This is a genomic window from Streptosporangium sp. NPDC049248, assembly GCF_040678965.1.
In the GTDB taxonomy this organism is placed as follows: Bacteria; Actinomycetota; Actinomycetes; order Streptosporangiales; family Streptosporangiaceae; genus Streptosporangium; species Streptosporangium fukuiense.
In genome coordinates this window covers 188,464-208,110 of sequence record NZ_JBFAQY010000009.1, presented here as the reverse complement: position 1 = coordinate 208,110, position 19,647 = coordinate 188,464, and the positions used below count along the sequence as shown (strand labels likewise).

14 protein-coding genes are annotated in these 19,647 nt (G+C 70.1%); 2 read left to right on the top strand and 12 right to left on the bottom strand.

All coding sequences use genetic code 11. From position 1 onward, the window contains the following. Positions 1 to 60: 60 nt before the first annotated feature. From AB0K21_RS19180 to metH, 5 genes are all read right to left on the bottom strand, one after another. Entirely contained in the window at positions 61 to 1,824 is a 1,764-nt protein-coding gene (locus AB0K21_RS19180) for an ABC transporter substrate-binding protein (RefSeq protein WP_343961141.1), read from the bottom strand. 45 nt (positions 1,825 to 1,869) lie between these two features. After that, positions 1,870 to 2,871: an ABC transporter permease gene (locus tag AB0K21_RS19175; protein ID WP_343961139.1), complete on the bottom strand. Its 1,002-nt coding sequence runs from the start codon at positions 2,869 to 2,871 to the stop codon at positions 1,870 to 1,872. 266 nt (positions 2,872 to 3,137) lie between these two features. Further along, positions 3,138 to 3,683 carry a cellulose synthase gene (locus AB0K21_RS19170; protein WP_343961137.1) on the bottom strand — a complete coding sequence of 182 codons (546 nt, stop codon included), beginning with the start codon at positions 3,681 to 3,683 and terminating at the stop codon, positions 3,138 to 3,140. Between the two features lie 202 nt (positions 3,684 to 3,885). Then, the gene (locus AB0K21_RS19165) at positions 3,886 to 4,536 is read right to left on the bottom strand and encodes an HAD family phosphatase (protein ID WP_343961135.1); all 651 of its coding nucleotides are present in this window, start codon (positions 4,534 to 4,536) and stop codon (positions 3,886 to 3,888) included. 26 nt (positions 4,537 to 4,562) lie between these two features. After that, the gene (gene metH / locus AB0K21_RS19160) at positions 4,563 to 8,027 is read right to left on the bottom strand and encodes a methionine synthase (RefSeq protein ID WP_343961133.1); all 3,465 of its coding nucleotides are present in this window, start codon (positions 8,025 to 8,027) and stop codon (positions 4,563 to 4,565) included. Between the two features lie 94 nt (positions 8,028 to 8,121). On the opposite strand from metH, the gene AB0K21_RS19155 reads away from it, so the two are divergent. Both AB0K21_RS19155 and AB0K21_RS19150 read left to right on the top strand, forming a co-directional pair. Continuing rightward, positions 8,122 to 8,580, top strand: a complete 459-nt coding sequence (locus AB0K21_RS19155; RefSeq protein ID WP_343961131.1) for a universal stress protein — start codon at positions 8,122 to 8,124, stop codon at positions 8,578 to 8,580. A 65-nt stretch (positions 8,581 to 8,645) separates the two neighbouring features. Beyond that, complete coding sequence (locus tag AB0K21_RS19150; RefSeq protein WP_030904623.1) at positions 8,646 to 9,500, top strand: PAC2 family protein; 855 nt, start codon at positions 8,646 to 8,648, stop codon at positions 9,498 to 9,500. A gap of 15 nt (positions 9,501 to 9,515) precedes the next feature. Here AB0K21_RS19150 and AB0K21_RS19145 read toward each other — a convergent pair whose 3' ends face one another. The 7 genes from AB0K21_RS19145 to AB0K21_RS19115 form a co-directional block, all read right to left on the bottom strand. Further along, positions 9,516 to 10,265 (bottom strand): CbiX/SirB N-terminal domain-containing protein, encoded by a 750-nt coding sequence (locus tag AB0K21_RS19145; RefSeq protein WP_364151509.1) that lies wholly within the window; start codon positions 10,263 to 10,265, stop codon positions 9,516 to 9,518. Continuing rightward, positions 10,262 to 11,431 carry a uroporphyrinogen-III synthase gene (locus AB0K21_RS19140; protein WP_343961124.1) on the bottom strand — a complete coding sequence of 390 codons (1,170 nt, stop codon included), beginning with the start codon at positions 11,429 to 11,431 and terminating at the stop codon, positions 10,262 to 10,264. Before AB0K21_RS19140 ends, AB0K21_RS19145 begins: the two co-directional genes overlap by 4 nt. A gap of 55 nt (positions 11,432 to 11,486) precedes the next feature. Continuing rightward, on the bottom strand, positions 11,487 to 11,840 hold the full coding sequence (gene nirD, locus AB0K21_RS19135) for a nitrite reductase small subunit NirD (RefSeq protein WP_343961121.1): 354 nt from the start codon (positions 11,838 to 11,840) through the stop codon (positions 11,487 to 11,489). A gap of 91 nt (positions 11,841 to 11,931) precedes the next feature. Next, the gene (nirB, locus tag AB0K21_RS19130; RefSeq protein ID WP_364151504.1) at positions 11,932 to 14,379 is read right to left on the bottom strand and encodes a nitrite reductase large subunit NirB; all 2,448 of its coding nucleotides are present in this window, start codon (positions 14,377 to 14,379) and stop codon (positions 11,932 to 11,934) included. Positions 14,380 to 14,498: 119 nt separating this feature from the next. Beyond that, positions 14,499 to 15,902: an FAD-dependent oxidoreductase gene (locus tag AB0K21_RS19125; RefSeq protein WP_364151501.1), complete on the bottom strand. Its 1,404-nt coding sequence runs from the start codon at positions 15,900 to 15,902 to the stop codon at positions 14,499 to 14,501. Next, a complete protein-coding gene (locus AB0K21_RS19120; RefSeq protein WP_364151498.1) occupies positions 15,899 to 17,980 on the bottom strand; it encodes a molybdopterin oxidoreductase family protein in 2,082 nt (693 codons plus the stop codon). Before AB0K21_RS19120 ends, AB0K21_RS19125 begins: the two co-directional genes overlap by 4 nt. A gap of 167 nt (positions 17,981 to 18,147) precedes the next feature. After that, positions 18,148 to 19,467, bottom strand: a complete 1,320-nt coding sequence (locus AB0K21_RS19115; protein WP_364151495.1) for an MFS transporter — start codon at positions 19,465 to 19,467, stop codon at positions 18,148 to 18,150. Positions 19,468 to 19,647 lie beyond the last annotated feature (180 nt).

The window sequence follows — 19,647 nt, the reverse complement described above, 5'->3', positions numbered from 1 at the left end:
GGGCCGGCCTTGTGGGCCGGCCCCTTCAAGCCTCGACTAGCTGAACAGGATTTCCGACGGTTACTGGACGCCCAGGTTCAGGTAGTCGTACATGTCGAACGCACCGGTGACGAAGACGTTCGTCGCACCCAGGGGACGGACGAGGACGCCCTTGGACCAGACCGAGGGCAGCACATAGGCCTGCTCCATGACCCTCTGGTCGATCTCGCCCCAGAGCGCGTCACGCTTGGCGACATCGGTCTCCGCGAAGATCTGGTCGATCTTCGCGTCGATTTCCTTGTCCTTGATGCTGATGTTGTAGTTACCACCCGACTCACGGATGGTGCGGCTGTCGACGATCTGCGACATGAAGCCGAAACCGTCGTTCCAGTCGGCGCCCCAGCCGTTGGTGGCCAGGCCGATGCCGTTCTTCTTCACGAAGTCCGGCTTGCCGGCGTAGAGCGCGAAGTAGTCACCGGTGGGGTAACCCTTGAGCTCCAGCTTGATGCCGACCTTGGCCAGCGCCTGCTGGAGCGACTCGGCGGTCGCCTTCTCCTTGGGACGGTCGGCGCGGTAGGCCATGATGGTCTCGAAGCCGTCAGGCTTGCCACAGGCGGCGAGTGCGGCCTTGGCCTTCTCCACGTCGCCGGTGCCGGTCGGGTAGAGGTCCAGCTTCTTCCAGCCGCCGATCGACGGCGGCATCAGGCCGGTCGCGATGTCACCGCCGGCGAACTCGCCGCCGTAGGCGTTCTGCAGACCCACCCGGTCGGCGCCGTAGATGACCGCCTTGCGGCACTCCACGTTGTCCAGCGGGGCCACGTCGGAGACGATCGAGGTGTACCAGGTGCGGGCGCCGGTGGGGTTGTCCGCCCGGGCCTTCAGCGCCGGGTCGCCCAGCACGCGACCGAGCGCGGCGGGCTGGACGCCCGAGCCGGCGAGGTCGATGTGCAGGTCGCCGGAGAGGATCCGGTTGTCCAGGTCGTCGGCGTTGACGCCGAGGGAGATCTCGTAGCTCTCCGGCAGCGCCTTGCGGATCGGGTCGGTCGCCGGGTCCCAGTGCTCGTTGCGGACCAGGGTGTACTGCTTGCCGGCCTCGACCTTGTCGAACTTGTAGGGACCGGAGGCGACCGGGTGCTCGCGGTACTTGACGCCGGTGTCCTTGTCCTTGGGGACCGGGATCGTGCCGGGCAGGGCCGCGAAGTTGTCGAAGCCGCCGTAGGCCTTCTTCAGGTGGAAGATGATCGTCTGGTCGTCCGGCGTCTCGATCGCGGAGTCGGTGTTGACGTCCGGGGTCTTGTAGACGCTCTTGAAGTCCTTCGGCAGGTCCAGCCAGTCGTTGAAGTACGTCGGGCCGTTGACCAGCGTCGTCTTGTCCATGGAGCGCAGGACCGCGTACTTGACGTCCTTGGACGTGATCGGGGTGCCGTCCTCGAACTTCAGACCGGCGCGGAGCTTGTAGGTCCAGGTCTTGCCGCCGTCGCTGGACTCGCCCAGGCTCTCGGCCAGGTCGGGAGAGAGCTTGCGGCCCTCGGCGCCGGGGGCCGGGGTGTAGGTCACCAGCGAACGACCGTAGATCCTGACAAGGTTCCAGGAGAGGGCGTAGTAGGTGTCACCGGGGTCGATCGAGTCCCAGTCCTCGGAGATCGCCATCTTCAGGACGCCCCCCTTCTTGTCAGAAGGGTTGAACACCGCCTCGAGTCCGGCGTTGAACGCGTCCGCGGCCGCCGGCGCGGCCGACGAACCATCGGCCGGCTTCGTCTCGCTGCCGCCGCCGCCACAGGCGGAGAGCCCCAGAGAGAGAGCGGCACCCGCGGCCGCGAAGGCCAGTGCGGATCTCTTGTTCATTTACTTGCACCCCTTGTTAATTCCAGGAGAACGGGAGGTTGAGGGTCAGCGGGACGATTTCGGGTCGAGGGCATCGCGCAGCCCGTCGCCGAAGAGATTGAAGGCCAGCACCGTGATGAAAATCGCCATACCGGGGAAGAACATGAAATGCGGCACGTTGTAGAACTTCACCGCCTGCGAGAGCATGCCCCCCCAGGTCGCCGTGGGCGCCTGGATACCGACTCCCAGGAACGAGAGCGCCGCCTCGAACAGGACATTCGTCGGAATGAGCAACGTCGCGTAGATGAGGATCGGCGCGATCAGATTCGGCAGGATCTCACGGAACAGGATGTACGGCCCGCGGGCCCCCAGGCTGCGGGCCGCGTCGACGAATTCACGTTCCCGCAGTGACAGCGTCTGACCGCGAATGATCCTGCCGATGTACGGCCAGTTGAAGAAACCGATCACGAAGATCAGCAGGCCGATGCGCAGCGCGTCGCCCTTCACCCCGAGGCTCTGCTCGAACTGGCCGAGGACACCGACCAGGGCCATCGCGAAGACAAGGAGGGGGAAGGCGAGGAAGACGTCCATCGTGCGGCTGATCAGCGTGTCGACCCAGCCGCCGAAGTAACCGGCCATGACCCCCATGACGGTGCCGATGACCACCGAGAGCAGGGTGGCGAGAACCGCGATCAGCAGCGAGATCCGCGCTCCGTAGATGACCCTGCTGAAAAGGTCACGACCGTTGACCGGCTCCACCCCGAACAGGAACTCCCCGCTGATGCCCGTGCCGCCCTTGGGCGTCATGGTGGAGGTGTCGATCATCTCCTGGTGGAACTCGTTCGGCGGATGGCCGAGCAGACCCACGATCAGCGGAGCGAAGATCGCAACGACGATCAGCAGAACGACCACGCCGGCACCGACGAGCGCGACCTTGTCGCGCTTCAGGTGCATCCACGCGATCTGCCCGAGCGAGCGGCCCTGGATCGCCTTCACGCCCGCTCCCGCGAGCACTGCCTCCGGTGAGACCTCGGTGGTCTTACCGGGGGCGTCGAGCGGTGCGGTCATACAGTTGGCCCCCTGGATCCCAGACGACGTTGTCCGTCAACGCGTTTCCCGGGTCGGGTAGCGCGCCGTAAGTCTACGGGCCAGTAGTTCGTGGCCCCGTGCGCAGAATCTATGGGCTGAACTGCGCTGACCAGCCCTCTGGGGCGCTATGTGGCTTAACTGTGATTCACGTGAAATTCATTCGTTCTGATCTTGGAGCTAATGTCCGGAAGCCGTTCCGCTTCTGTCTTGGATTCGTGACACGGGAATGAGTCGATTACCCAGCGTCACCCGATCCCGCGACGCTTGAGGATGTCCTCGATATCGGAGAAGTCGTCGTCGGCGGCCGGCTTCGCGGCGGGCCTGGCCGCGGCTGCCCCGGAGGCGGGCGCGGGCGCGGCCTTGCGCTTGGGCAACGGCTGCGTGGCGGCCGTCGCGGCCCCGTCCCGCCCGCCAGGGCCAGCGGCTGCCACAGCGGGCGCGGTGGGCGCAGCGGACACCGGGGGTGCCGAGGATGCGGCGGCCCTGAGGCGGCGGCCACGCATGAACCCGGAGACCAGGAAGAGCAGCACGGCGAGTCCGGTCACCGCCACCCCGGACCACACCACGGGGTTGAACACCAGACCTGTGAGGAAACCGATGATCGCCGTGCCGATCTGCCACAGGGTGGGAAGCGCACCGGTCAGGAAGGCTGCGACGGGTAGCAGTGACCAGGCCGCGGCACGCAGTCCCGCTGCGACGCCACGGCGCCGCATCAGCAGGAAACTCAGCACCAGCCCCACGCCGGTGACCCCGGCGCAGAGCGGCAACCACGCGATCTGATTGAACGACACAGCGGACCGCCCCTCATGTTGACCTATCCGACATCCATCCTGGCACGTCGGATCGGGACGGGCCCTCCTTCTCAAGGAGGGATCACCCCCTAGGGGGATACGGTCAGGATCGTATGAAAGATCAGGGGGATCCCCCACCACGTACTCTCACGAAAGGAACGTACCGGCATCTGTCATGCCGTCCGCCGGATGACAGGGCCGCTCAGAGAGAAGCTGCGGACAGTGAGCGCAGGATCTCCACATCGATCTCGTGCAGCGACCCGACGACAAGACGGCCGGGCGCGCCGGGAATCGGCAGCACGCTCGGCACCGCCACCACCCGGCAGCCCGCCGAGGTAGCCGATGTCACCCCGTTCGGGGAATCCTCCAGCGCGACACAGCGGGCCGGGTCCACGCCCAGCAGGCGGGCCGCCGTCAGGTAGGGCTCGGGATCGGGCTTGGTCCTCGCGACGTCGTCACCGGTGACCACGTGGTCGAAGTGGTGCCTGCCGATGCTCCGCAGGCACGCCTCGGCGATCGGCCGCGCCGAGGAGGTGACCAGGGCGGCGGCCAAGCCCTCCCCGTGCACCCCCGCCAGTAGTTCGGCGGCGCCCGGCATCATCTCCACACCACCGGCGAGCCTGGAGATCATGCCTTCCATCATCCAGTTCTCCACCTCCTCGGGGGCGGCGCTGCCGCCGGAGACCTGGAGCATGTACGCCGCGGCCACCGACATCGAGCCGCCCACCATGTTCTCCTGGTGGGCGACCCCCCACTCGCCGCCGAGCCGCTCCATCACCTCGGTCTCGACCTGAAACCAGATCTTCTCGCTGTCGACGAGAAGCCCGTCCATGTCGAAGAGAACCGCTTCCATACCCTTGTAGCCCTTCCGGCAGACGGTCACACGTTGAAGTAGTTGGCCTCAGGGTGATGGACGATCAGCGCGGACGTCGACTGCTCGGGGTGGAGCTGGAACTCCTCGGACAGTTCGACACCGATCCTGGAGGGGTCGAGCAACCCCATCAGCTGGACCTGATCCTCCAGGTTGGGACAGGCCGGGTAGCCGAAGGAGTAGCGGCAGCCCATGACGTTGACCTTGAGCATGTCCTCCAGGGACTCGTCACCGCCGATGCCCAGTTCGGTGCGCACCCGCGCGTGCCAGTACTCGGCCAGGGCCTCGGTCAGCTGCACCGACAGGCCGTGCAGCTCCAGGTAGTCGCGGTAGGCGTCCTTGGCGAACAGCTCGGCCGCCGCCTCGGAGACCCGGTTGCCCATCGTCGCGACCTGGAAGGCGACGACGTCGACCTCGCCGGAGTCCTTGGAGCGGAAGAAGTCGGACAGGCACAGGTGCCGGTCGCGGCGCTGGCGCGGGAAGGTGAACCGGGTGCGCTCGTTGCCCCCCTCGTCCAGGATGATCAGCGAGTCGCCGTCGCTGACGCACGGGAAGTAGCCGTAGACGACCGCCGCCTCCAGCAGGCCCTCGGTCTGCATCCGCTCCAGCCACATCCGCAGGCGCGGCCTGCCCTCGGTCTCGACCAGCTCCTCGTAGGAGGGCCCGTCACCGCCTCGGGCGGCCTTGAGACCCCACTGCCCCATGAACGTCGCCCGCTCGTCAAGGAACGCGGCGTACTCCGCGAGCGGTACGCCCTTGATGACGCGCTCGCCGAGGAAGGGCGCCGTCGGCACCGCGTTGCCGACGGCCACGTCGGAGCGGGCCGGCAGCTCCTCCGTCGGCGTTCTGACCAGCGTGGCCCCGGTCTTGACCCGGCGCTCGCGCAGCGGTGGCAGGCTCGCGCCCTTCTCCCCGCGCTTGACCGCCATGAAGGCGTCCATCAGGCGCAGTCCCTCGAAGGCGTCGCGGGCATAGCGGACCTCACCCTGGAACAGTTCCGCGAGGTCCTGCTCGACGTAGGCACGGGTCAGCGCGGCCCCGCCGAGCAACACGGGGAACCTGTCGGAGATGCCCCTGGAGTTCATCTCCTCCAGGTTCTCCTTCATGACGACCGTGGACTTCACCAGCAGCCCGGACATGCCGATGACGTCGGCCCTCTTCTCCTCCGCGGCCTCCAGGATGACCGACACCGGCTGCTTGATGCCGAGGTTGACGACCTCGTAGCCGTTGTTGGAGAGGATGATGTCGACCAGGTTCTTACCGATGTCGTGCACGTCGCCCTTGACCGTGGCGAGCACGATGCGGCCCTTGGTCTCACCCTCGACCCGGTCCATGTGCGGCTCCAGGTAGGCGACCGAGGTCTTCATCACCTCGGCCGACTGGAGCACGAACGGCAGCTGCATCTGGCCGGAGCCGAACAGCTCGCCGACGGTCTTCATGCCGTCGAGCAGCACGTCGTTGACGATCTCCAGGGCGGGGCGCTGGGCGAGGGCCTCGTCGAGGTCGGCCTCCAGGCCCTTGCGCTCGCCGTCGACGATCCGGCGCTTGAGCCGCTCCCACAGCGGCAGCGCGGCGAGTTCCTCGGCCTTGCTCGCTTTGAGAGCCGCGGCGTCGACGCCCTCGAACAGCTCCATGAACCGCTGCAGCGGGTCGTACCCCTCCCTGCGCCGGTCGTAGACCATGTCCAGGGCGACCTGGCGCTGCTCCTCGGGGATGCGCGCCATCGGCAGGATCTTGGAGGCGTGCACGATCGCCGCGTCGAGGCCGGCGTTGACGCACTCGTTGAGGAAGACCGAGTTGAGCACGATGCGGGCAGCGGGGTTGAGACCGAACGACACGTTCGACAAGCCCAGGACCGTCTGCACCCCGGGGTGGTGTCGCTTGATCTCCTTGATCGCCTCGATCGACTCCAGCGCGTCGCGCCTGGTCTCCTCCTGGCCGGTGGCGATGGGGAAGGTGAGCACGTCGACGAGGATGTCCTCGACGTTCATGCCCCACTTCGTGGTCAGGTCCTCGATGAGGCGCAGCGCGATCCGGACCTTCCAGTCGGCGGTGCGCGCCTGGCCCTCCTCGTCGATGGTCAGGGCCACCACGGCCGCGCCGTACTCGCGGACCAGCTTCATGTTCCGGTGGAAGCGCGACTCGACGCCGTCGCCCTCCTCGTAGTTGACCGAGTTGACGACCGCGCGCCCGCCGAGCATCTGCAGCCCGGCCTCCAGCACGGCGGGCTCGGTGGAGTCGAGGACGATCGGCAGCGTGGAGGCGGTGGCGAAGCGGAAGGCCAGCTCCTTCATGTCGGCCACGCCGTCGCGCCCCACGTAGTCGACGCAGAGGTCGAGCATGTGCGCGCCGTCGCGGGCCTGCGCCCGCGCGATCTCCACGCACTCCTCCCAGTCCTGGGCGAGCATCGCCTCCCGGAAGGCCTTGGAACCGACGGCGTTGGTGCGCTCGCCGATGGCCATGTACGAGATGTCCTGGCGGAAGGGGACGCTCTGGTAGAGGGAGGCGGCACCGGCCTCGGGGCGGGGCCGGCGCGAGGCCGTCTGGAGCCCGCGTACCCTCTCGACGACCCGGCGCAGGTGCTCGGGCGTGGTGCCGCAGCAGCCGCCGACGAGGGAGAGGCCGTAGTCGCGGGTGAAGTTCTCGTGCGCCGAGGCCAGCTCCTCGGGGGTCAGCGGGTAGTAGGCGCCATCGGAGGTCAGCACGGGCAGTCCGGCGTTGGGCATACACGAGAGGCGGACCCGGGCGTGGCGGGCCAGGTAGCGGAGGTGCTCGCTCATCTCGGCCGGACCGGTCGCGCAGTTCAGGCCGATCACGTCGACGCCGAGCGGCTCGATCGCGGTCAGTGCCGCGCCGATCTCCGAGCCCAGCAGCATCGCGCCGTTGGTCTCGATGGTCACCTGGGCGATGATCGGCACGTCCCGGCCGGCGTCGGCGATGGCCCGGCGTGCGCCGATCACCGCCGCCTTGACCTGGAGCAGGTCCTGGGAGGTCTCGATGATCAGGGCGTCGGCGCCACCGCCGACCAGCCCCGCGGCGTTGTCGTAGTAGGCGTCGCGCAGCACGGCGTACGGCTTGTGCCCGAGAGTCGGGAGCTTGGTGCCGGGGCCGATGGAGCCGAGCACGAAACGCGGCCGCTCGGGGGTGGACCAGGCGTCGGCCGCCTGCCGGGCGACGCGGGCACCGGCCTCCGAGTACTCGAAGACCCGCTCGGAGATGTCGTATTCACCGAGAGCCGAAAGGTTGGCCCCGAAGGTGTTGGTCTCGACACAGTCGACCCCCACCTCGAAGTAGGCCTCGTGCACGGCACGGACGATGTCGGGGCGGGTGACATTGAGCACCTCGTTGCAGCCCTCGTGACCCTGGAAGTCGTCCATGGTGACGTCGTGGGCCTGCAGCATCGTCCCCATGGCCCCGTCGGCGACCATTACGCGCTCGGCCAGGACTTCACGGAAAGACGGGGTGCTTGTCATGAGACAAGAGTACTGGGATCCACATGGCCGTTATTGTTGTCGACAGCAATTGAACTTCTTGTCCAATTAATACGGTCACCCCTGTGAGGTACCGATGGCGACCTACCGCACCATCCTTGTCGGCACCGACGGCTCCGCCTCCTCCCTCGGCGCGGTCTCCTCGGCCGCCTCCCTCGCCGCGGCCACCGGCGCCGACCTGATCCTGGCCTGCGCCTACTCCCCCATGCGCGAACGCGACCGCAACGCCGCCGCCGACGTCCTCGGCGACCTCTCCTACAAGGTGACCGGCTCCACCCCGGCGGACGACGCCCTGCGCGCCGCCCGGGAGCGCGCGGTCGCCGCAGGCGCCCGGGCGATCGAACTGGCCGCCGAGGAGGGCGACGCGGTGGACGTGCTGGTCTCGCTCGCAGGCAGGCGCGGGGCCGATCTCGTGGTCGTCGGCAACCGGGGACTCAACAGCCTGGCGGGGCGGCTGCTCGGCTCGGTGCCGTCCGGCGTGTCCCAGCGCGCGGGCTGCGACGTCCTGATCGTCCACACCACATCCGGAAGGTGACGTGAAGGCCCCCTCACGGCATAGGCTTAGCCGGATAGGACGGTGCGGTGAGAAGGAGGGGGCGCGTGATCGAGATCGAAGGTCTGCCCGAGCTCGTCGACCCGGTGATGATCGCCGCGTTCGAGGGGTGGAACGACGCGGGCGAGGCCTCGAGCGGAGTGATCGCGCACCTCGAGGGCGAGTGGAAGGCGACCCCGCTGGTCTCCCTGGACCCCGAGGAGTACTACGACTTCCAGGTGACCCGCCCGATCGTCGAGATGGGCGAGGGGCTGACACGCTCCATCACCTGGCCGACCACGAAGCTGTCGGTGGCCAGACCACCGGGCGTCGACCGCGACGTGGTGCTGCTCCGCGGCATCGAGCCCAACATGCGCTGGCGCGCTTTCTGCGAGGAGATCGTCCTAGTCTGCCGGGAGCTGGGGGTCGAGCTGGCGGTTCTACTCGGCGCGCTGCTCAACGACTCGCCGCACACCCGTCCGGTGCCGATCGTGGGCTCGGCGACCGACGAGGGGCTGGCCAGGGCGATCAACCTGGAGCTGAGCCGCTACGAGGGACCGACCGGCATCGTCGGCGTGCTCCAGCAGTCCCTGGGCGCGGCCGGGCTGCACGCCGTGTCGCTGTGGGCCTCGGTGCCGCACTACGTGGCCCAGCCCCCCAACCCGAAGGCCACCATGGCACTGCTCAGCCGGATGGAGGATCTGCTCGACATCCCGATGCCGCTGGGCGAGCTGGCCGAGGAGGCCCGGGCCTGGGAGCACGGCGTCGACGAGCTGGCCTCTCAGGACAGCGAGGTCGCCGAGTACGTCAAGGAGCTGGAGGAGCGCAAGGACGCCGCCGAGCTGCCCGAGGCCAGCGGTGACGCCATCGCCGCCGAGTTCGAGCGCTACCTGCGCCGGCGCGACCGCGACTCCGACGGCTGAGCCCGCGGCCGGCGGTCACCGCCGGCCGTTCCGCTCCTTCAGGACCGGGTGCGCGGAGACCAGGCGCCTCCGGTCCGAGTCCGAGGTCACCGGCGCCTGGCACGCCTGGTCGAACCGGGCCCACACCAGCGCGGCCAGGTCGGCGTCCACCCCCAGGGGGGCGGCGACCAGGTCGGCACCGGACGCCTCCAGGCGGTCCTGGAAGAAGCCCGGGGCCAGGAGGTAGGAGGCGAGCGCGATCCGCGGCGCGGGTCCTGAACGCAGCCGCTCCAGGGCCTCGGCGATCGATGGGGCGCCCGTGGCTGCGAAGGCCGCGGTGACCGGGCGGGAGATCCGGACCGAAAGCAGCCGGGCCGCCGCCCGCACGTCGGCCAGCGCCGCGGGGTCGGACGACCCCGCGGCTCCCAGGATCACCGAGTCCGCCGCCCTCAGCCCCGCGGCGGCCAGCCGTCTGGCGAGCACGGCCGCGAGCAGCGGATGCGGCCCCAGCGGGGCCGTCACCGTGGCGTCCGGCCTGGCCGCGGCCACCACCGCGGGCAGGTCGATGTGAACGTGGTAGCCGCCCGCCAGCAGCAGCGGGACCACCACGAGGGGGCCGGGCACCTCGACAAGCACGTCGGCCAGCGGGGGTGAGCTGATCTCCAGGAACGCCTGCTCGACGCGCGTTCCCCGGCGGCCCTCGCGTACCAGGTCGCGCAGTCCGGCCAGGGTCTCCTCCCCCCGCGCGCTGCGCGTCCCGTGCCCGGCGAGGATCAGCGTCGTCACAGACCTTCGCCCCGGTCGCAGGCCAGGCGGTAACCGCGTTTGACGACCGTCTCGACGATTCCCGAGGGGCCGAGCGCCCGGCGCAGGCGGGTGATGGCCATCTCGACCGCGTGCTCGGCCGAGTCGCGCGACGGGCCGCCGGGAAGCACTGTCCGCAGGTCGGAGCGGGCCACCACGTGCCCAGGTTTGTCGGCCAGGCGCTTGAGCACCGCCATCGGCGCCGGCGGCAGCGGCTTCAGCTCGCCGTCCACCACGACGGCGTGGCCGCGGATCTCCAGCCGGTGGCCGCCCGCGACCAGGCGGGTGACGCTGTGTTCGGGCAGGTGCCTGGCGAGGGTACGGGCCAGCGTGCCCAGGCGGGAGCGCTCGGGTTGCACGGTGGGCACCCCGCGCGCCTCCAGGGGCCCGGCGGTGACCGAGCCCACGCAGGCGGCGACGACCGGCCCCGCGAAGGCCGCGATCAGTGCGTCCTCCAGGCCGTCCGCGCGGGCCGAGTTGAGCATGGCCAGCACGGCCGGGGCACTGGTGAAGGCCACCGCGTCCACCCCGCCGGAGATCGCCTGGCTGACCAGGCGGCGCAGCGGCGACACGTCCCGGTAGGGCAGCCACCGGTAGACCGGCACCTCGATGACCTCCGCGCCGGCTTCGCGCAGTGCGACCACGAAGTCGGTCAGCGGCTCCCCGTGCAACTGCACGGCGATGCGGCGACCGCGCAGGTCCTGGGCCAGGAGGTGCTGCTTGACCTCCTCGCACGACTCCGTGGACGGGGTCCAGTGGTCGTTCAGCCCGGCGGCCCTGACCGCGCCGCGGGCCTTGGGCCCGCGGGTCAGCAGCCGCGCGGAGGCCAGGTGCTCGGCGAGGTCGCCCGCCAGCCCCCAGCCCTCGGCGGCGGCCATCCATCCCCGGAAGCCGACCCCGGTGGTGACCACCACGTCGTCGATCGGGGCGGAAAGGCCGGCGCGCGTCGCGGCCAGCAGGTCGGCGTCCTCGGCCAGGGGTACCAGGCGGATCGCGGGAGCGCGCACCACCCTGGCGCCCCTGCGTTCCAGCAGCGCGCAGAACTCCTCGCGCCGCCGGGTGGCGGTGACCCCGATCGTGAACCCGGCCAGCGCGTCGGGCGCGGTCTCGGGAGAGTCGGCGGGGCTGTCCAGAACGGCGATGCTCATCTGTCGTTCACCACTCCTCGCTTGATCTTCTTCAGGTGTCCGGCCGCCTGCGGGCTCACCCCGTGCCCACCTCCACCGTTTCGCCGGTGAGGCGGACCGGGTAGGTGGGCACGGCCGTCGCGGGGTCGTCCAGGCACACCCCCGTCACAAGGGAGAAAGCCTGCTTGTGCATGGGGGAGGCCACCACGGGCTCGCCGGCCCTGGTGCCCATGATCCCGCGGGACAGGACGTGGGCGCCGCTGAACGGGTCGCGGTTGCCGATCGCGAACAGGGTGCCGTCGAAGGCACGGAACAGCGCGATCTGGCGACCGCCGACGAGCGCGCACACGCCGCGCTCGGGCAGCAGATCGGTGTAGGAGCAGACCGGCGTCCAGCCGGCCTGCTCCAGCTCTTCGCTCAGGACGGTCATCGGTGAGTGCCTCTCCTCGGGGTGTCGGCGGTGGCGGGCCGGAACGGGCCTCCCAACGCGCCGCGGGGGATGTGGGACATGGGGCGGCCGGTCAGGAACGGACCGCCTCCAGTGGGATGAGGACCGGTTTCACCTGGTCACGCTGGGGTTCGAAGGCGATCGAGGGGTCCGGCGTCCCGGGGGCGTTGATGAAGGAGACGAACCGCCGTAGCTTCTCCGGGTCCTCGATCGTGGCGCGCCACTCGTCGGTGTAGCCGGCCACGTGCCGCTCCATCTGCGCCTCCAGGTCGGCACAGATCCCGAGGGAGTCCTCCAGGACGACCTCCCTGACGTAGGCCGTCCCCTGTGCCTCCAGCCAGGCGGAGGTGCGCTGCAGGCGGTCGGCGGTACGGATGTAGAACATCAGGAACCGGTCGATGACCCGGACCAGTTCCTCGGTGCCCAGATCGGAGGCGAACAGGTCGGCGTGGCGCGGGCTGAAGCCGCCGTTGCCGCCCACGTAGAGGTTCCAGCCACGCTCGGTGGCGATGACGCCGAAGTCCTTGCCCCTGGCCTCGGCGCACTCGCGGGCGCAGCCGGAGACCGCCGACTTCAGCTTGTGCGGCGAGCGCAGCCCCCGATAGCGCAGCTCCAGCGCGATGGCCAGGCCGACGGCGTCCTGCACGCCGTACCGGCACCAGGTCGACCCCACGCAGGACTTCACGGTGCGCAGCGCCTTGCCGTAGGCGTGCCCGGACTCGAAGCCCGCGTCCACCAGGCGCTTCCAGATCAGCGGAAGTTGCTCGACCCGGGCACCGAACAGGTCGATCCGCTGCCCGCCAGTGATCTTGGTGTACAGGCCGAAGTCGCGGGCCACCTCGCCGATCACGATGAGCCCGTCCGGGGTGATCTCCCCACCGGGGACGCGCGGCACCACCGAGTAGGTGCCGTTGCGCTGGATGTTGGCCAGGAAGTGATCGTTGGTGTCCTGCAGGGCGGCCTGCTCTCCGTCGAGGATGTGGCCGCCGCCGAGCGAGGCGAGGATCGAGGCGACCACCGGCTTGCACACGTCACAACCGCGCCCGGTGCCGTGCTCGGCGATCAGCCGGGAGAAGGTCGTGATGGCGCGCACCCGGACGATGTCGAACAGCTCCGCCCTGCTGTACGCGAAGTGCTCGCACAGAGCCTTGGAGGGTTCGACACCCGATTTGACGAGGATCTGGTTGAGCATCGGGACGCAGCTGCCGCAGGTGGTGCCCGCGCGGGTGCACCCCTTGATCCCGGCCACGTCGGTGAGGCCGTGGTCGGCTATGGCGGCGCGCACCTGGCCCTTGGTGACGTTGTTGCAGGAGCAGACCTGCGCGTCGTCGGGAAGCTCCACGCTCGCCGGGCCGCCGCTGAACAACAGCTCGCTCGGCGATCCCGGCAGATCACGGCCGACGAAGGGCTTCAGGGTGTTGTACGGGGTGGCGTCGCCGACGCAGATCCCGCCGAGCAGGGTACGCGCGTCGTCGCTGACGAACAGCTTCTGGTAGACCCCGCCCACCGGATCCATGAAGGTCACGTCCAGCGCGCCGTCCATGGCGCCGAACTGGGCGACCTCCACACCGAGCAGTTTGAGCTTGGTGGAGAGATCCGCCCGGGTGAAGGCCGCCCCGCCGCCGAGGATGCGGTCGGCGGCGACCTCCGCCATCGTGAAGCACGGGCCGACCAGCCCGTAGACCATGCCCTCGTGCGACGCGCACTCGCCGATCGCGTAGATCGCCGGGTCGGCGGTGCGCATCCGGTCGTCCACAACGATCCCGCCGCGCCCGCCGACCTCAAGGCCGGCCTGCCTGGCCAGCTCGTCACGGGGCCTGACCCCGGCGGAGAAGACCACGATCTGCGCCTCGACGGTCTCCCCGTCCGGCTTGACCAGGCCCGCCACCCGCCCGTCCGGGCCCGCGACGATCTCCTGCACCCCCGCCTCGGTGTGCACCCTCAGACCGAGCGCCTCCACGTGACCGCGCAGGACCGCGCCGCCGCCCTCGTCGACCTGCCGGGGCATGAGCCAGCCGCCCATCTCCACCACGTGCGTCGACAGGCCCAGACCACGCAGGGCGTCGGCGGCCTCCAGCCCCAGCAACCCACCGCCGACCACGACGCCGCTCGTGGCGGCCGAGGCGGCCTCCCTGATCGCGTCGAGATCGTCGATCGTGCGGTAGGTGAAGCAGCCGTCCAGTTCCCCGCCCGGTACCGGCGGTACGAACGGGCTGGACCCGGTGGCCAGCACCAGCATGTCGTACGGCTCGCGACGGCCGTCCGCGGTGGTGACCTCCCTCTTCCGCCTGTCGATGTCGACGACCCTGGACGACAGGCGCAGCACGACCTCCTCCGGTACCGGGTAGGTGAGATCCTCGACGCTTCTGCCCGCCAGGTAGGAGGTCAGCGCCACCCGGTCGTAGGCCGCTCGGGGCTCCTCCCCCAGCACCGTGATCCGGCCCGCGAACCCCTTGGCGACCAGGGCCTCGACCAGCCGGTGCGATGTCGGTCCGTTTCCCACCACGACAAGTCGTGACATGATCGCGCTCGTCCTTCCGTCCGCTCCGTCTGCCCGTCCCCGATGGATCGCTCCGCTCACCGGGCGGGGCGGCTCCGTGTCCGCCCGGCGCCCGGCCGTTCCCCCGCCTCCAGCGCCGGTCACGCCGAGACCCCTTCCTGCTCGCAGAGCCAGCCGACGATGCCCTCGACCGCGTCGCGGCAGCCACCGCAGCCGGTGGTGGCGCGGGTGGCGGCGGCCACGGCCGTGACGTCCCTGGCGCCCGACTCCCAGCAGGCCCTGATCTGTCCCTTGGTCACGTCGTTGCACTGGCAGACCTTCGCCGCGTCCGGCATCCTGACCGGGCTCTCGGCGACCACGTTGCCCTGCAGCCCGGGGAAGAGCAGGCCGACCCGGTCTCCCGGCAGCGGCCCTCCCCGGTCGAACAACTGGGTGAGGTTGCCCACCGCCGACGTCTCACCGAGGAGGATCACGCCGACCAGGCGGCCGTCTCGGATGACGAGCTTGCGGTAGGTGCCCGCCGCCCGGTGGCTGAACCGCACGACCTCTGCGTCGTCCTCGGTCAGATGCGTCTCGCCCATCGCGGCCAGCTCCACGCTCCTGGCCTTCAACCGGGTCACCAGCCGCGATCCCCGGTATCGGGCGGCCTTGTCGGCCCCCGTGACGATGTCGGCGACCACCGCGGCCTGCTCCCAGGCCGGCGCGACCAGCCCGTAGACCCTGCCCCGGTGCTCGGCGCACTCGCCGATCGCGAAGATCGACGGATCGTCGGTGCGCATCTCGTCGTCGACGACGATCCCGCGCGCCACCTCCAGCCCGGCCTCGCGAGCCAACCCGGTCACCGGGCGGACCCCGCAGGCGAGCACCACCAGATCGGCCTCGACCGTCTCGTCTCCCGCGAGCCGCACACCGCCGTCGAGGATCTCCTCGACCACGACGCCGGTCCTGGTCCTCACCCCCAGCCCGCCCAGGGTCTGGCCGAGCACCAGCCCGGCCTCGGCGTCCAGCTGACGGTCCATCAGGTGCCCGGCCAGGTGCAGCAGCGTCACCGGCAGCCCGCGCCCGGCCAGGCCGCGCGCCGCCTCGACTCCGAGCAGACCACCTCCGATCACCACGGCGTGCCGCGCCGCGCCGGCGGCCCGCAGGATCCTCCTGCAGTCGTCCATCGTGCGGAACGCGACGGCCCTGTCCGCGCCCGGTACCGGCGGCACGACCGCCTCGCTGCCCGTCGCCAGCACGAGGACGTCGTACGGCTCGCGCCTGCCCGTGGCGGTGAGCACGGCCCGGTTCTCACGGTCCACGGCGGTCACCTCGACCCCGGGCAGCGCCGTCACCGAATGGTCGGCGTACCAGGCCGGGTCGAGTAGTCGCACCTGGTAGGGCGGCATCGTCCCGGCCACGACGTTCGACAGCAGCACGCGGTTGTAGGGCTGCGACTCCTCGGCCCCGAACACGGTCAGCCCGACGTACCGGTCACGGGCCCGGATCTCGCTCACCAGACGGGCGCCCGCCATCCCGTTGCCCACGACCACGATCCGGGTCATCCGGCACGCTCCACTCTGACCGCGCAGACCTTGAACTCCGGCATCCTCGACACCGGGTCCAGCGCGGGGTTGGTGAGCAGGTTGACGCCCGGCCAGTGGAACGGCATGAACACGGTGTCCTGCCGGATCGCCGGGTTGACCCTGGCCGGCGCCTCGGTCGCGCCACGCCGGCTGACCACCCGCAGCGTCTCCCCCGGGGCCACACCCAGGTGCTCGGCGAGGTCGGGATGGAGTTCCACGAACGCCTCGGGTGCCGCCATGTTCAGTGTGGCGATCCGCCGGGTCTGCGCACCGCTCTGGTAGTGCGCGAGCACCCGTCCCGTCGTGAGGTGGAGCGGATATTCCGGGTCGACCTCCTCCTCGGGCGGACGGTGCTCGACCGGTACGAACCGGGCGCGCCCGTCGGGCGTGGCGAAGCCGTCCAGGAAAGGCCGGGGAGTACCCGGGTGATCCTCGGCCGGGCAGGGCCAGAACACCCCGGTCTCGGCGGCGATCCGCTCATAGGTGATGCCGGCGTAGTCGGCGGTCCCGCCCGCCGAGGCCCTGCGGAGCTCGTCGAAGACCTCGCGCGGATCGGTGGGGAAACCCTCGGCTCCGGCTGTCCCGCGCAGTCTCGTGGCGAGCCCCCGGAGAATCTCAAGGTCGCTCCGCACCCCTGACGGCGGAGCGGCCGCTTGGCGGCGGAGCAGTACCCGGCCTTCCAGATTCGTCATGGTGCCGCTCTCCTCGGCCCACTGGGTGGTGGGCAGCACGACGTCGGCCATCGCGGCCGTCTCCGACAGGACCAGGTCCGAGACCACGAGCAGGTCCAGTGAGCCGAGCCGCTCGGCGACGTGCCCGGCACGCGGCGCGGAGACCAGCGGGTTGGAGCCGAACAGCAGCAGTGCCCGGGGGCCGCCGCCGGTGCCGAGCGCGTCCAGCAGTTCGTAGCCGGAGCGGCCGGGCCCCGGCAGGTCACCGGGGTCGACGCCCCACACGGCGGCGACGTGGGCACGGGCCGCCGGATCATCGATCCTGCGGTAGCCGGGAAGCTGGTCGGCCTTCTGTCCGTGCTCACGGCCTCCCTGTCCGTTGCCCTGCCCGGTGACACAGCCGTAACCCGACCCCTCGCGCCCTGGCAGCCCGAGGGCGAGCGCGAGGTTGACGAACGCGCTGACGGTGTCGGTGCCCTTGGCGTGCTGCTCGGCGCCGCGCCCGGTGAGGATCACCGCCCGGTTCGCGCCCACGAGGATCGCGACCGCGGCGCGCATCCGGGCGACCGGCACACCGGTGATCCGTTCCACTCGCTCGGGCCACCAGGCCGCGACCGAGGTGCGGACCGCGTCGAACCCGCTCGTCCTGGCGGCCACGTAGTCCTCGTCGACATCACCTTCGGCGACCACGATGTGCAGCAGGCCCAGGGCCAGCGCCAGGTCGGTGCCGGGGGTCGGCTGCAGGTGCAGGTCGGCCTGCCGGGCGGTCGCGGTGACCCGCGGGTCGATGACGATCAGCCGGCCGCCCGCCGCGCGCATCGCGGCGAGGTGACGGACGAACGGCGGCATGGTCTCGGCCATGTTCCCGCCCGCGATCAGGACCGCGTCGGCGCGGGCGAGATCGGTGATCGGGAAGGGCAGGCCGCGGTCCATCCCGAAGGCCCGGTTGGTGGCCGCGGCGGCCGAGGACATGCAGAACCGGCCGTTGTAGTCGATCTGGCTGGTCCGCAACACCACCCGGGCGAACTTGCCGAGCTGGTACGCCTTCTCGTTGGTGAGGCCGCCGCCGCCGAACACGGCCACGCCGTCGGGGCCGTGTTCGGCCTGGACGGCGCGTATCCGGTCGGCGACAAAGCCGAGCGCCTCGTCCCAGCCGACCTTCTCGCCGCGCAACAGCGGGGCGGTCAGCCGCTCGCCGGTGAGGAGCTCACCGGCGGTCCAGCCCTTCTGACACAGTCCTCCCGCATTGGCCGGGACGTCATGACGCGGAGTGATCGTGACGGTCTCGTCCACCGCGACGTTCATGCCGCACTGCAGAGCGCAGTAGGGGCAGTGCGTCGCCGTCCCACCCTTCACAGGTGTCTGGGGGGAAAGTGAGACCGGCATGGATCCGATGGTGCTTTCAGGCGGTTTCACCGCGAGGTCTCCCCTGTTACCGATGTGCTACAAGCCACTAACCGCGTTCACATTCGCAATGAGGTGGGTGTGAGTCATCCGTCGGCCAGGCCGGTGCCGGGTGTGAGCAGGGCGGGCGCCGGGCCTGGCCGCGGCGCTCACACCCGGGCCGCCGCCAGGCTCGGCGCACCGCCCGCGGCGCGCAGGTAACAGGCCCAGGTGATGGCCGCGCACACCAGGTAGAAGCAGGCGAAGGAGGCCAGCGCGGCTCCCGCCCCGCCGGTCGCGGCGATGGAGCTACCGAATCCGCGGTTGATGAAGAACCCGCCGAAGGCACCGATCGCGGAGATGATTCCGATGGCCGCGGAGGCGTCCCGCCTCCCGGCGGCCACGGCGGCGTCGTAGGCGGCCGTGCCCGGGATCACGCCCGCGAGCGCCTTGGCCCGGAAGATCGCCGGAATCATCCGGTAGGTGGAGCCGTTGCCGATGCCGGTGGTGGCGACCAGGAGCATGTAGGCGCAGAAGAACAGCGCGAAGCCGCGCTGGGACAGCCCCTGCCAGACCAGCACCGCCGAGCCCGCCATCGCGGCGAAGTTGACGAACGTCACCCGCGCCCCGCCGAGCCGGTCCGACAGCCAGCCGCCCGCCGGGCGGACCAGGGAGCCGAGCAGCGGTCCGAGGAAGGCCAGCCAGACCAGCGAGGCCTGCTCGGGAAACTGGCTCTTGATGAGCAGCGGAAACGCGGTGGAGTAGCCGATGAAGGAGCCGAACGTACCGATGTACAGGACCGACATGATCCAGGTCTGGACCCGGCCGACGACCTTCAGCTGGTCCGCGGGACTGGCCTTGGCCGAGGTCAGGTTGTCCATGAAGAAGTAGGCGCCCACCGCCGCGGCCAGGATGAAGGGGATCCAGAACAGCCCCGCGGCGGCCAGCCCGAACGCCCCGATCACCAACGGCATGAGGAGCTGGACGGAACTGACCCCGATGTTGCCGCCGGCCGCGTTGAGCCCGAGTGCGACCCCCTGCCTGTCCCGAGGGTAGAAGTGGGTGATGTTGGCCATGCTGGAGGCGAAGTTGCCGCCGCCCAGCCCCGCCGTGGCCGCGATGAGCAGGAACACCCAGTAGGGGGTAGCGGGATCGCCGACCGCGACGGCCAGCAGCACCGCGGGCACGAGCAGGAGCAGAGCGCTGACCACCGTGAAGTTCCGGCCGCCGAACCTGGCCGGGGCGAAGGTGTACGGGATGCGCAGCGCCGAGCCGACCAGGTTGGGCAGGGCGACGATCCAGAAGAGCTGGTCGGTGGAGAAGTCGTAGGAGCCGAGTTGCACGGCCACGATGCTCCAGACGGTCCACAGCGTGAACCCGAGGTGCTCGGCGAAGATGGAGAAGAGCAGGTTCCGCCTGGCCACCTTCCGGCCGTGCTTCTGCCAGAAATCCGGATCGTCGGGCCGCCAGTCACTGATCCAGGGCCTCATCGTCTGTCCTCCTGTGGTTTCGGGGGGCTTCGATCCCCGAAACTAGAAGGGCGGCGTTACGCACATTCACCGTCTGTGATGGTGCGCCGGTTACGCGTGACTAACCCTGGAAATACGCAATGCACACGCCGCACACTCGCAACATTCCGGAAACCCGGGGAGTGTGGGGCCGGCGACCGT